This window comes from Runella zeae DSM 19591 (genome assembly GCF_000423565.1).
Lineage (GTDB): Bacteria > Bacteroidota > Bacteroidia > Cytophagales > Spirosomataceae > Runella > Runella zeae.
Genome location: NZ_KE384037.1, coordinates 445,622 through 458,707, shown reverse-complemented (window position 1 = coordinate 458,707; position 13,086 = coordinate 445,622). Strand labels below are relative to the sequence as shown.

At 40.5% G+C, this 13,086-nt stretch carries 11 protein-coding genes; 7 read left to right on the top strand and 4 right to left on the bottom strand.

The annotated features are described in order from the left end of the window. Positions 1-2: 2 nt before the first annotated feature. On the bottom strand, positions 3-1,514 hold the full coding sequence (gltX, locus tag G563_RS0122755) for a glutamate--tRNA ligase (protein ID WP_028667345.1): 1,512 nt from the start codon (positions 1,512-1,514) through the stop codon (positions 3-5). A 392-nt stretch (positions 1,515-1,906) separates the two neighbouring features. Between gltX and G563_RS0122745 the strand changes: the two genes are divergently transcribed. The 4 genes from G563_RS0122745 (at position 1,907) to G563_RS0122730 (ending at position 4,638) form a co-directional block, all read left to right on the top strand. Next, positions 1,907-2,584 (top strand): CAP domain-containing protein, encoded by a 678-nt coding sequence (locus tag G563_RS0122745; RefSeq protein ID WP_169579799.1) that lies wholly within the window; start codon positions 1,907-1,909, stop codon positions 2,582-2,584. Positions 2,585-2,677: 93 nt separating this feature from the next. Next, positions 2,678-3,136: a GNAT family N-acetyltransferase gene (locus G563_RS0122740; protein ID WP_051211139.1), complete on the top strand. Its 459-nt coding sequence runs from the start codon at positions 2,678-2,680 to the stop codon at positions 3,134-3,136. Positions 3,137-3,144: 8 nt separating this feature from the next. Further along, positions 3,145-3,930 (top strand): imidazole glycerol phosphate synthase subunit HisF, encoded by a 786-nt coding sequence (hisF, locus tag G563_RS0122735; RefSeq protein WP_028667342.1) that lies wholly within the window; start codon positions 3,145-3,147, stop codon positions 3,928-3,930. A gap of 144 nt (positions 3,931-4,074) precedes the next feature. Next, on the top strand, positions 4,075-4,638 hold the full coding sequence (locus tag G563_RS0122730) for a YceI family protein (protein ID WP_028667341.1): 564 nt from the start codon (positions 4,075-4,077) through the stop codon (positions 4,636-4,638). A gap of 57 nt (positions 4,639-4,695) precedes the next feature. Here G563_RS0122730 and G563_RS0122725 read toward each other — a convergent pair whose 3' ends face one another. Continuing rightward, positions 4,696-5,541 (bottom strand): MBL fold metallo-hydrolase, encoded by an 846-nt coding sequence (locus tag G563_RS0122725; protein WP_028667340.1) that lies wholly within the window; start codon positions 5,539-5,541, stop codon positions 4,696-4,698. 213 nt (positions 5,542-5,754) lie between these two features. Between G563_RS0122725 and G563_RS0122720 the strand changes: the two genes are divergently transcribed. The 3 genes from G563_RS0122720 to G563_RS0122710 all read left to right on the top strand — a co-directional run bounded on the left by G563_RS0122720 (position 5,755) and on the right by G563_RS0122710 (position 9,971). Next, positions 5,755-6,456 (top strand): response regulator transcription factor, encoded by a 702-nt coding sequence (locus G563_RS0122720; protein ID WP_211235304.1) that lies wholly within the window; start codon positions 5,755-5,757, stop codon positions 6,454-6,456. A 126-nt stretch (positions 6,457-6,582) separates the two neighbouring features. Beyond that, complete coding sequence (locus G563_RS0122715; protein WP_051211138.1) at positions 6,583-8,691, top strand: M3 family metallopeptidase; 2,109 nt, start codon at positions 6,583-6,585, stop codon at positions 8,689-8,691. 233 nt (positions 8,692-8,924) lie between these two features. Further along, the gene (locus G563_RS0122710) at positions 8,925-9,971 is read left to right on the top strand and encodes a helix-turn-helix domain-containing protein (RefSeq protein WP_028667337.1); all 1,047 of its coding nucleotides are present in this window, start codon (positions 8,925-8,927) and stop codon (positions 9,969-9,971) included. Here G563_RS0122710 and G563_RS0122705 read toward each other — a convergent pair. Next, positions 9,968-11,038: a hypothetical protein gene (locus tag G563_RS0122705; protein WP_028667336.1), complete on the bottom strand. Its 1,071-nt coding sequence runs from the start codon at positions 11,036-11,038 to the stop codon at positions 9,968-9,970. The genes G563_RS0122710 and G563_RS0122705 overlap by 4 nt on opposite strands. A 15-nt stretch (positions 11,039-11,053) precedes the next feature. Next, complete coding sequence (locus G563_RS0122700) at positions 11,054-13,057, bottom strand: P-loop NTPase (protein ID WP_028667335.1); 2,004 nt, start codon at positions 13,055-13,057, stop codon at positions 11,054-11,056. Positions 13,058-13,086 lie beyond the last annotated feature (29 nt).

Sequence of the window (13,086 nt, the reverse complement as noted above, 5' to 3'; positions counted from 1 at the left end):
GATTATGATAAAGTGGCTAGTGCTTTTTCCAAGCGAGTGATGACTTCTTGTTTTCCTAAAATTTCCATAGTAAGCATCAAATCTGGACCATGTCCAGCGCCTGTTACGGCCAAGCGCAAGGCTTGCATTACCTTGCCCATCTTCACCCCTACACGCTCTGCCGCAGCGGCCCAAATTGCCTTGGCAGATTCTGCTAAGAAATCACCTTCAAATATTTTAAGGTCTTCTATGTAAGCCGCAACGGCCTTTTGGGCATCAGCATTCCATTTGCTAGTTGCCACGGCTTCTTCGTAAGTAGCAGGAGGCGTAAACAAAAACGCGGCTTCGCTCAAAATTTCCTGCGGGAAAGTGACGCGGTCTTTCATGAGGGCCACCACTTTGTCTAAATCCAAGGAAGTATCTGCGGGCCATTGGCCACTGCTTTGGAGGATTTCACCCAATGCTTCGTTGGAAGTGGCTTTTAGGTATTGCTGATTAAACCACTTGGCTTTGGTAATATCAAAACGTGCCCCTGCTTTATGGATACGCTCTAGCGAAAAGGCTTCGATGAGTTGGTCCATGCTAAATAGCTCTTGGTCGGTGCCGGGATTCCAGCCTAAAAAAGCCAAGAAGTTCACAACGGCATCTTTGAGGTAGCCATCTTCGCGGAAGCCTCTAGCCACTATACCCGTATTGGGGTCGGTCCATTGGAGCGGAAATATCGGAAATCCACCCAAATCGGCATCTCGTTTGGAGAGTTTGCCATTGCCTTCGGGCTTGAGCAAAAGCGGCAAATGCGCAAATTGGGGGGCTTTCCAGCCAAAATATTGGTACATCAACACGTGCAATGGTGCCGACGGAAGCCACTCTTCTCCTCTGATAACGTGCGTGATTTCCATCAAATGGTCATCTACGATATTGGCCAAATGGTAGGTAGGCATACCGTCTGATTTAAGAAGCACTTTATCGTCCAGCGTAGAAGCATGTACCGATACCCACTCGCGAATGATGTCTTTGAAACGAATTTCTTGTTTGGGGTCGATTTTGATCCTAATTACGTAAGGGTCGCCCTTGGCAATGCGTTGTTGTACTTCCTCAGCCGACAATGTGAGCGAATTTGTCATTTGAAGACGCGTGATGGCGTTGTATTGGGCGGCATCAGCTCCTGCCTCTTCGAGGCGTTTGCGCATGGCTTCGATTTCGTCGGCGGTATCAAAAGCATAATAAGCCTTGCCTGCCGCTATGAGTTGTTCGGCGTATTGGCGATACATCTCTTTACGCTCAGACTGACGATAAGGGGCGTGGGGGCCGCCTACGCCTTGTCCTTCGTCGATTTGGATACCTATCCAGGCCAAGGCTTCCAAAATATAGGCTTCGGCGCCTGGTACGTAGCGGTTTTGGTCGGTATCTTCGATGCGAAGAAGCATCTTGCCGCCATTTTTGCGGGCAAACAAATAATTGTATAAAGCCGTACGAACCCCTCCAATATGAAGAGGGCCGGTAGGACTAGGAGCAAAACGAACTCTTACTGACATGAAGTTTTGTAAATATTGGTTGTTTTTGTTGGATTGTTTGAGAATGGCTTTTCTTTAGAAAAGCGTTGGTAATCAATGAATTTCAGAAATGATTGATACTTTCGGGGCTTCTAAATATTGATTCCAAAACAAGCCTTCACTTTTGAAGGTGCAAAGTTACCACAAAAAGCCAAGCTCAGTGTTTGAAAAGTGATTTGATAACCTAAAAATGACTATAATTATAAGGTGTTTTTTGATTGTCAGTAGATTACGTTTTTTTGATGTCACAAAAACCTTCAAAGATTTTTGCTTGTTTTACCATCATCAGGGGTTTTTATAAAATGTTTTTATTGACGAAAATTGATTATTTTTAGATTTTATATGTAAAAAAATACAGTATAGCCATGGGTCGGATGATTGTTTTTTTACTTCTCATTTTTATTGAAAGTGCTTTTCAATCCAAACCTTTGGATTATCATCGGCTTTCTTCGGAAGAGTTTGTTCGTTTGCGTGTTTTGCAACAGCCCATCAATGTCTACGAGCCCGACTATGAGCTTCTTGATGCTACGATTTTTCATTTGACAAATCAAGAACGGATAAATAGAGGCTTAAAACCCCTAAGTTATGCGGTGGGACTGCATCTATCTGCCCAAAATTTTGCGAAAGATATGATTCAGATGGACTTTTATGGACACAATCATCCTTACAGTCCAGCCCTTGCTACACTCAATGAAAGAGTAGGTTTTCATACGTGGGAGTTTCCACGAAAATCCGAAAACATAGGCCAATACCAAGTAATAGATACCCCTGAGCAGTATTGCTGTCGCCGCAAAAGAGACGGTAGTTTTGAGTACATGGATTGTGATTCCAAACATCTTTTTTACCCTTATACCTATGAAAAATTTGCTCAATACGCGGTTGATGAATGGATCAATTCTCCGCCTCACCGTCGGGCTATGTTAGATTCTACTTTTACACACATGGGCTGTGCGGCTCGTCTTTCAAAAAAACCTTACCAAACTTGCAAAGCCCCTTACGGGCGTTTTGTGCAGAATTTTGGACAAAGGAAAGAGTCATTAAGCCAAAATTAAGACAGAGATTACAAAGAAAAATTGACAAGTAAGCCCGTTGGGGAATACCACCTTTTTTTCAGTTCTTTGCGGTATCATTATGTTCACCAAACCATGTCTTTGCTCGATTCTTTCCTCTATGAGTTTTCAAAAGAACCCTTTTTGATTTCTACCGACAAATCAAAGTTAGACATTGATTTGATTCACAATTATCTCTCATCGCAGTCGTACTGGGCCGAAAACATTCCCCGCGCTGTGATTGAGCGTTCGATACAAAATTCGGTGGTGTATGGCGTCTATGAAGGGGAGCATCAAATTGGCTTTGCGCGGGTGGTGACTGATTTTGCGACCTATGGCTATTTGGCAGATGTATTTGTGCTGGAAGCATACCGTGGACAAGGGCTATCGAAATGGCTAATGGATTGTATCTTTAATCAAACCCCCGAATTTCAGGGATTTAGGAAATGGTCGTTGGCTACAGCCGATGCCCACGGGCTGTATGAGCAGTATGGGTTTACGGCTTTGGCTCGCCCCGAACGGATGATGGAAAAAGTAAACTTTACGAAATATTAAGTACCCTTATGCTTACAAAACGTATCATCCCTTGTTTGGATGTAAAAGATGGACGCACCGTCAAAGGCGTTAATTTTGTGAACCTCCGCGATGCCGGCGACGCCGTAGAGCTTGCCGCTATCTATGCCGAACAAGGTGCCGACGAATTGGTGTTTTTGGATATTACGGCCACGGTTGAGGGGCGTAGCACACTTTTGGAGTTGGTTCGTCGGGTGGCGCATACCATCAATATCCCCTTTACCGTAGGAGGGGGTATCTCTTCTAAAGCCGATGTATCGGCCTTGCTCAATGCAGGAGCTGATAAAGTCTCTATCAATTCGGCCGCAGTACGCAATCCCGGTCTTATCAATGAGTTGGCGTTAGAGTTTGGAAGTCAGTGTATTGTGGTGGCAATAGATACACGCCGTATCGCTGTTCAGACCGAAAATGGCGAAGAAATGATTGACATTGTGCATACACATGGTGGCCGCAAACCTACCGAACTCCGCACCTTGGCTTGGGCCAAAGAAGTAGAAGAAAGAGGCGCTGGCGAGATTTTACTAACATCGATGGACACCGATGGTACCAAAAATGGTTTTGCCTTAGAGCTCACTGCGGCGATTTCGTCAGCGGCCAATATTCCCGTGATTGCTTCGGGTGGAGCAGGTACAATGGCTCATTTCTATGATGTTTTTACGGCAGGATATGCAGATGCTGGTTTGGCGGCAAGTATTTTCCATTTCAAAGAAATCGATATTCCTGTCCTTAAAACATACCTCCGCGATCAAGGTATTGCGATGAGAATGTCGCGCTAAAAATAAATGTAACTACACCTTTATTTTGGCAAATGGCAGAGGTATTTTGTGAAATAGTCGATTTGTCGAGAAGATAAAACGTATATTGTGCTTGATTTGCACATTACAATTTTTTCCTATTTTATCACAAAACCTGTATAACCAATGAAAAAAATCACTTTTGTAGCGGCCTTTTTGGTGTCATTTGCCTCTTTTGCGCAAACTTGGAATGTCGATAAGGCTCACTCGAAATTAGGCTTTACGGTAACGCACTTGATGATTTCGGAAGTAGATGGCAACTTCAAAACTTTTGATGCTACTATCAAATCTTCCAAAGAAGATTTTTCGGATGCCGTTTTTGAAGTATCGGCTGATGTCAATAGCCTTAATACCGATAACGAAAATCGCGACAAAGACCTCAAAGGTGCGAGTGGATTTGACGTAGAGAAACATCCAAAACTGACTTTTAAAAGCACTTCTATTTCAAAAGTAGATGCTAAAAAATACAAACTAACGGGCGACTTGACCTTAAAAGGCGTTACCAAACCTGTGACTTTGGAGATGACGCTCCTTGGTATGGGCAAAAATATGCGCACTCAGAAGCCCAAAGCAGGTTTCAAAATCACAGGTACTATCAAACGCACTGACTTTGGTGTAGGTGGTATGCCCGCCGCCGTAGTGGGTGAAGATGTAGAACTCAGAGCTGTCGGCGAGTTTGAACAACAATAGGTATCTCTTAAAAATTAGTTTAAAAAAATTCCCTCCCTGCAAGGAGAGGGAATTTTTTTATATAAAATCTCGCAACAACCCTTTGTCTTTGGCTCTAATCCCTTTTTCGGTTATTTCTACCGTGCAGCAGTCAAAGAGTGGGTCATGGTCAAAAAAGAGCAGATAGTTATGTTCCAAGGCTTCTTTTAAAAGTGTTTCTTTTTCTTTCATCGTTTCGAGCGGTCTTACATCATAGCCCATCACATAAGGCAGTGGCAGATGCGCGTGCGACGGAATCGTATCTGCCATAAACACCACCGTTTGACCTTTGTAGGCTATTTTGAGCATGGTCATTTTTTCGGTATGCCCATCTACGTAAATAGGGGTAACGTGGGAGCCAAAAGGATTTTCAATTTGGTCCGAAAATCGAAGCTGTCCTGCCTCCTGAATCGGTAAAATATTTTCCTTGAAAAAAGTAGCTTTTTCGCGAGCGTTTGGAAAATTAGCAGTGTTCCAGTGGTCCGAGTGTGTCCAATACTGAGCTGTGGGGAAAGTAGTTTGGTAGCCCGAACGGTCGGCTTTCCATTCGACCCCACCCCCGCAGTGGTCAAAATGTAAATGCGAAAAAATAACATCCGTAACTTGGTCTACTCCAAAGCCTGCTTTCTGTATTGATTTTACCAAATCTCCTTCGCCGTGGCGGTAGTAGTAAGCCTGCCATTTGGGGTCTTGTTTGTTGCCCATACCGGTATCTACTAGCATTAGACGATTGCCGTCTTCAATGAGCAAACACCGCATATCCCAGCTACAAAGATTGTTTTCGTCGGCAGGAATCATTCGATTCCAAATGGTTTTGGGTACTACACCAAACATCGCGCCGCCGTCGAGTTTGAAATGCCCTGCGTCTATAACGTGTAATTGCATATTGTGGAGCGTTTGAGGAATGACTTCAAAACAACTAATTTCTGACAAAACTCGTTATATTTACCGTATAAAAAATGCTAAAGGATGTAGAATGTACGGAAACTATTGTGAGGTCAAATGAATTCTCTATAGAAGGATGGACGATACTAAGTCGGGCGTTTTTGTAAATAAAAAATAAAGTGGATTGTTAACTAATATATGACAGCCTAATTGATGAACAGCGAAATAAAAAAAATCCTAATTGTAGAGGATGACTCACGCATTGCTCAAAACATCAGTAAAGGCTTGCGCGAAAAAGGATACGATACCGAGGTAGCCTATGATGGACTGATAGGTAGCAAAATTGCCGCTGCTCATCACTTCGATTTAGTGATTTTGGATATCAACTTGCCCTCCATGAATGGCTATGAGGTATGTAAAAATATTCGGCAGCGCGACCCCAACGTGCCGATTTTGATGCTAACCGCTCTGGGCGAAGCAGATGATAAAATCGAAGGCTTCAATGTAGGCGCCGACGACTATATCGTAAAGCCCTTTGATTTCAGAGAACTTCTGGCAAGGGTCAATGTGTTTTTGAAACGCTCTCAATCTGATGGCGAAAACGTGAGTGGCAACTTGCTTCGCATCGCCGATCTTGAAATCAACCCTGATACCAAAACCGTAATACGCGCAGGACATACTATTGACCTCACTCCCAAGGAGTTGGCTTTGCTCGAATACCTGATTCGTAACAAAGGCCGAGTGGTATCCAAAACCGACATTGCCGAAAAAGTATGGGATATGAATTTCGACAGCGGCACAAACGTGGTGGAGGTTTATATCAATTTTTTACGTAAAAAAATTGACCGCGATTTTGAAACCAAACTTATTCACACCAAATCTGGAATGGGTTATGTTTTGAAAGAAGATTCTTGATTGTTAGGGAATTAGCTTAGATTTGTTTCCGTTTTGGTAAATACTCTCCCCTCAATTGGGGGAGGAATTTTTGGAATACAAGTATTAACTTGCCACTTCATTAAAAACTAACCGTTCTTTCATCCCATGAAAACCAAATCTCTATTTTTTGGCTTGCTGCTGAGCAGTAGCATGGCCGTTGCACAAAACACCAGTAACATGAGTTCAAACCCACTTTTACAGCCCTTTGATACCCCCCATCAAACGGCCCCTTATGACAAAATCAAACCCGAACATTTTTTGCCAGCTTTGAAAGAAGCAATGGCGCAAGGAAAGAAAGAAATTGATGCGATTGTTGACAACAAAGCCAAACCTACTTTCGAAAATACCATCATTGCGCTGGAGCAAGGTGGCGAAAATGTAGGCAAAGCCAGTTCGATATTGTTTCATTTGAATGGGGCTGAAACCAACCCCGAAATCCAGAAAACAGTACGCGAAGCCTCCCCGCTACTTACCGAATATGGCAATGATATTACGCTCAACGACAAGCTTTTTGCGCGTGTAAAAGCAGTGTGGGATCAACGCGATAAGCTCAAACTTGATACAGAAAGTGCAATGCTTTTGGAAAAAACCTACAAAAGCTTTGCCCGTAATGGTGCCAATCTCAACGCCGCTGACAAAGAAAAACTGCGTGGTATCAACAAAGAATTGTCGCAATTGTCGATCAAATTTTCTGAAAACAACCTCGCCGAAACCAACGAATATTCGCTCGTAGTAACCGACGAAAAAGACCTTGCAGGGTTGCCCGATTTTGTGAAAGAAGCTGCAAAGGCCGCTGCCAAACGTCTCAATAAAGAAGGTTGGGTGTTTACGCTACATGCTCCAAGCTACGGACCTTTTATGCAGTACGCCGACAACCGCGACTTACGCAAACAACTTTTCTTGGCTTATAACGGACGTGGATTCAACGGTAGCAAAAACGATAACAAAGACAACATCGCCCAAATTGTAAAGCTTCGTTATGAAAAAGCAAAGCTACTCGGCTACGCTACTTGGGCCGATTACATCTTGGAAGAGCGTATGGCCAACAGCAAGCAGATTGTCAACAATTTTTTGAATGACGTCAAAAAATACGCCGAACCTGCCGCTGCCCGTGAACTAGCCGAATTGACGGCTTACGCAAAGAAAAATGGATTCGCCGAAGATAAATTGCAGCGTTGGGATGTTTCGTACTATTCAGAGAAACTGAAAAAAGAAAAATACGCGATCAACGATGAGTTGTTGAAACCATACTTCAAACTCGAAAATGTATTGGACGGAATCTTTGCTCTGACCAACAAACTATACGGTATTAGTTTCAAAGAAAACAAAAACATCCCTGGCTGGCACCCTGAAGTGAAAGCTTATGAGGTTTTTGACAAAGATGGCAAGTTTTTGGCGGTATGGTACGGCGATTATTTCCCTCGTGCGGGCAAGCGTGCGGGTGCGTGGAACAACAGCGTCCAAGACCAATGGATAGAAAATGGCGTTGAATATCGTCCTCACGTGGTCAATGTCTGTAATTTCTCACGTCCTACCGATACCAAGCCTTCATTGTTGTCTTTTAATGAAGTCACTACCTTGTTTCACGAGTTTGGTCATGCCCTTCATGGGATGCTTGCTAAAGGCAAATACCAAACCACCTCAGGTACAAGCGTAGCGTGGGACTTTGTAGAACTTCCTAGTCAAATCATGGAAAACTTTGCGGAAGAGCCCGAAGTACTTCGGATGTTTGCAAAACACTATCAAACGGGCGAAGTGATTCCCCAAGAATACATCGAAAAAATCCGCGCTAGTTCTAACTTTATGGCGGGCCTAGCCAATCTACGCCAAATAGGATTGGGAATGATTGACATGGCTTGGCACAGCAACGTACCCAATGGCGAATCGGTAGCGCAAATTGAGGAAAAAGCCGACGTAGGTGCTCAAATTTATCCAAAAGTAGAAGGGATAAGCGTGAGTACTGCGTTTAGTCACATTTTTGCGGGCGGCTACTCTGCGGGCTATTATAGCTACAAATGGTCGGAAGTGTTAGACGCTGACGCTTTTGAGTTGTTCAAAGAAAAAGGTATTTTCAACCAAGAAGTAGCTACTTCGTTCCGCGAAAACGTACTTTCAAGAGGAGGGAGTGAGAAGCCAATGGTACTTTATAAGCGTTTCCGTGGTCGTGAGCCCAAGCCCGAAGCAATGCTCAAACGCGCTGGATTGATTTTGTAAATTATTGATTTATAATTTTTTAACCAAAAAGCCGCTGTTCATCACAGCGGCTTTTTGGTTGGAATGAGGGGGATTTTTAAGGATAATATAATGAATGGAGATGGTGTATCAAATTTTGGGAGGATTAGTGACTCAATAAGTGTATTGAGTTTCGAAAATTCTTATTTAGAACTTCTCACTTGACAAAAAATATTTTTTCTTTTACTTTTGTCAAGTAAATAATTGCAATTCAAATGGACGCGCCAATCATATATCTTGCCGAAAGACTAACTACTGCCCGCAAAATGGCAGGGTTATCGTTGCAAGAGTTGGCCGATAAAATGGACAATCGCATTAGCAAGCAGGCCATTCACCAGTTTGAACAAGGCAAATCTAAACCCGAAGCCGACACGCTACTGGATTTAGCCAAAGCTTTGAATGTTCGTTTGGATTTCTTTTTCAGAGATAACCACGTTCAGTTTGACAAATTAGAGTATCGAAAAAAAGTTAAACTAAGTAAAACTGAAGCTACGGCTATCAACGAAACTGCCAAAGATCGGTTCGCACGTTATTTTGAACTTGAAGAACTGATGGATGCGCACATTTCGTTTGAAAATCCACTTACTGGCATTCTCATTCGTAACGAAGAAGACGTGGAAAAGGCCGCGGATTCCCTACGCGAGCAATGGGAGTTAGGCACCAAACCTATTCCGAGTGTGATTGAAATGCTCGAACAAAAAGGAATTAAAGTATTGGAGGTCAATGCCACTGACGGCTTTCAAGGATTTAGTGCCGAAGCCAATGGGCGACTCGTGGTGGTACTTAATGCCAACGACGATGCCTTCCGCAAACGATTTACCGCCTTGCACGAGTTAGCACACATCGTGTTGGGGTTTGCCGAAGGGCTTGATGTAGAACGATATTGTCACCGCTTTGCGGGGGCCGTATTGTTTCCGAAGCAAAGTGTAATAGAAGTATTTTCGAGCAAACGAAAGAAATTGGCTTTTGCCGAACTGCTTCAACAGAAATGTTATTATGGTATATCGGTTCAGGCTATCTTGAAGCGCCTACGTGACCTTGAGGTTATCAATGAAGCGACGTATAAAGGTTTTCTGATTTGGATGAACAAAGTAGGCTATCGTAGCAAAGAACCTGGTCAATATGCAGGGTTAGAGCAACCATTGCGTTTTTCACAGTTATTGTACCGAGCAGCTATCGAAGAGGTTATTTCGTTGAGCAAAGCGGCGAGCTTAATGAATCTGTCATTGAGTGAGTTTCGGAGGGCGTTACACCCCTATTAATCTATGATTGTGTCTAAATTCCAGTAATCTATGCTATTTGGAACATTCTTTTTCAACACTTCTTTTAAGTTCTTAAAAGCTCTATCTTCTCGTTGATTTAATTCTCCGAAATGGAAATAAGTTGGTGAGAACTCTCCAAGTTTATCGAAAAACTCCTGCATTTTAGGAATTTTTATAAGATAATTATTGAAGTTAATGAACATTAATCTTTTTGCTTCGATATCGTATTCATTTTGAACGACTTTTGATTTCATAATCAAGATCAAGAAGTTATTAAACGAATTGAATGAATCACAACAATCAGAAAATAGTTTTTCCAATTCTTGAACTTCGATAGGCATTTTTTTGTAGCTGTGCAATATGCTTTCAGCAATAACTGGTGCTTCATTTTTGAATTTATGAAAACTGCCACTTAGCCTTCTACATAAATCCTCACAATAGATAATAATATTGTTTCTTAAAATATAATAACATTCGGTAAATTCATACCATGTTTTTACTCTAAAATGAGTTTCAACAATATCATTTAAAACTCTATTTTTCTCGACATCACTTTGAAAATGCAAATTTTCAGCGGGAGTTTCTTTTTTTGACTCATCGTGGTCATATTTGTATTTCAACTTTACAAGTTTTGTCATTATAGACATGAAAGTATGTTTCCCTTTGTACACTTCACAAAAAGGTATGGCGGAACGGATAGTATTTAATCGATTCATAGTAGCTTCATTTGGTGACTCACCTTCGACAAGTTGTGAATAAGTCATGCTAACATAATTTCTACTTAATGAAATAGAACATTTTAGATGGGTTTCCAGCTTTGTAAGGATTTTATCTTTATTTTTCGTAAACCACTTATCATGTTTTTCTGGATAAAGTCTATAAAGTGATTGCGAAAATAAACTAAAAGAACTTATATCCAAGTCGAATATTTTAGAGTTTTCGATAAGTTTTTCAATCTGATTTAGGCTTAAAATGCTTTTTTTAAGCCAGTAAAACCAATCCATTACTTCGCCAACCAAATCCAAATTTGTGTCATTAAATTCATATTTAAATTCGTTGGAATTCACGAACAAACCGACATGTTAAAAACCTCTCTGAGTAATGGTGATCATATCACTCAACTCCTTTGCTTCTCTGAAATTGGGATTATCACCAAACAAACTAAAAAGATCTATTCCCTGAGTTGGTAGAAATTTGGCATTGAATAAGAATAAAACGCCCTCATTAAATTTATCATAAGCCTCTTGGTAAACCTCTTTATTCCTCAAAAAGAAAAGATATTCACCTATTTTGAAAATACCGCTGAGGAAAGCTAAATAGGTCTTTAAATCAGTTTTATCAGCAATATAATTGAAGTTTCCAATGAGAACCTCTACATCAAAATCTGGGATTTTAGATAAGTTTCCAAGAAAAACTGGCTTTTGATTATCTTCAATTAGTGCAACAGTTTTTAATGCAGTAATGGCAGGGTTAGAGTAGCTATCATGCAATATTCTTAGTAAGTGTGAAGTCCTGACCCAATGATAGCCACGTATATAGCTGTCTTCTAAATAAATGAACTCATTATCAGTACTCTGTATAATCGTTTGATAATCAATAGTTGACACCTCTGAGATTATCAAACGATTGATATTGATGGGAGTTTTACAAGCATCTGCCAATAGAACTTTCCTTAAAAAGTCAATTTTGTCATTTTGGTTATTCCTTTGAATTACTCTGACTTGTTCGACTAAACGTTCTTCTAACATTTGTCCTTGCGTAATTAGAAATATGAACTCAATGAAGCATTTTGGGGAACTAATTTTCTCAAAAGCCCAATCAGAAGAAATAACATCATGATGAATTTTACCTTCCTTTCTAAATTTTTCAAATATTAGCTTTGCTTCATCTATATCAAATATAGGAAAGATTAAGCCTGAATTTACAAGACTTGAATCAGCAAAGTGATAAAAATCATCATTTCGAGAAGTAATTAGAAAATTGATTGGATAACCTGCACAGTTCTGAATTGTTTTGCTGAAGTGGCTTTTTGTATGGTTTACATCATCAATAAGAACATTCACTGGCAGCCCTAACTCTGATAAGGATTTTAGATAATTTGAAATTTGCTCTGAGTGCTCAACTGTTTCAACCGCCTTTATGGCAAAAGAATATTCATGATTCCAAAAATCATAAGCATATCTCAGCGCTAATGTAGATTTTCCCTGTCCGCTTGCTTCTCGAATGACACAAATTCTTGTTTTACCAAATATTTCTTGAATTTTATTCAGCCATTTAGTCCTTCTTACGTCTAACCCAAGAGCGATATGCCCAAAACGAGTTTTTTTACCTTCGAAGTATTCTTTTGGTAAGCTATCTTCTCTCCAAGAAATTCTATCAATAAGCCCACTGCCATATGCCTCAAATTCTTGACTTCGCGCTTTATTTTCAGAAAATCTATTTTTGAAATCGTGAATATTAGCTTTTGTAATTGTCTTCCGTTCAACTGACCAATCAATAAATTTATACAGGAAACTCAGTAAAAAATTTTCAGCTTCGTCTGGATGAATATCTAACAACAAAACAAATTTTCTCTTAGAATCTTCTATCAGAGATTGTTTAGTAGTAGACTGAATTTCAGTGTTTAAGATAACAGTTTCAAGTTGAGTTCGAGTAATTCTCTTATCTTTTAGGGGCTTACATTTGAGAATGTCATCTACCAAATTAGCTTTTTCAGCAAGTGAATAATTTTTGGAAAATAGCTTTTTAATTGATTCTCGCTGTTCAAAATCTGTTACAAGTTGAAATGAATTCTCTGTACCAGTGGTTTTATTTTGGGATATGAAGTTTATAAGTGGCTCTGATAGCTGACATAAATGCCATGAGGTATTAGAAGTTTTCACTTGTACATAAACATTTCCTGCTTTTATAGGCTGTAAATCAAGGTCTTCAATACCTTCTAATGTAATAGAGCCCAATGGTTCTTCTACCGAGAGCAGATTTAGGGCAATATTAAGAGCATAATGAATCTGAAAATCAATCCCGTTTATATTAACTGCTCCATGAAATCGTTGTTTGAATAACTTGATTTCTAATTCTGAATACATAAGATAATAGTTACATTTCTCTACAAATA

Coding starts and splice junctions, on each gene's coding strand:
- G563_RS0122700 (WP_028667335.1), bottom strand. CDS start 13,057: ATGTATTCAGAATTAGAAATCAAGTTATTCAAACAACGATTTCATGGA.
- G563_RS0122745 (WP_169579799.1), top strand. CDS start 1,907: ATGATTGTTTTTTTACTTCTCATTTTTATTGAAAGTGCTTTTCAATCC.
- G563_RS0122725 (WP_028667340.1), bottom strand. CDS start 5,541: ATGCAATTACACGTTATAGACGCAGGGCATTTCAAACTCGACGGCGGC.
- G563_RS0122710 (WP_028667337.1), top strand. CDS start 8,925: ATGGACGCGCCAATCATATATCTTGCCGAAAGACTAACTACTGCCCGC.
- hisF (WP_028667342.1), top strand. CDS start 3,145: ATGCTTACAAAACGTATCATCCCTTGTTTGGATGTAAAAGATGGACGC.
- G563_RS0122740 (WP_051211139.1), top strand. CDS start 2,678: ATGTCTTTGCTCGATTCTTTCCTCTATGAGTTTTCAAAAGAACCCTTT.
- G563_RS0122715 (WP_051211138.1), top strand. CDS start 6,583: ATGAAAACCAAATCTCTATTTTTTGGCTTGCTGCTGAGCAGTAGCATG.
- G563_RS0122720 (WP_211235304.1), top strand. CDS start 5,755: ATGAACAGCGAAATAAAAAAAATCCTAATTGTAGAGGATGACTCACGC.
- G563_RS0122730 (WP_028667341.1), top strand. CDS start 4,075: ATGAAAAAAATCACTTTTGTAGCGGCCTTTTTGGTGTCATTTGCCTCT.
- gltX (WP_028667345.1), bottom strand. CDS start 1,514: ATGTCAGTAAGAGTTCGTTTTGCTCCTAGTCCTACCGGCCCTCTTCAT.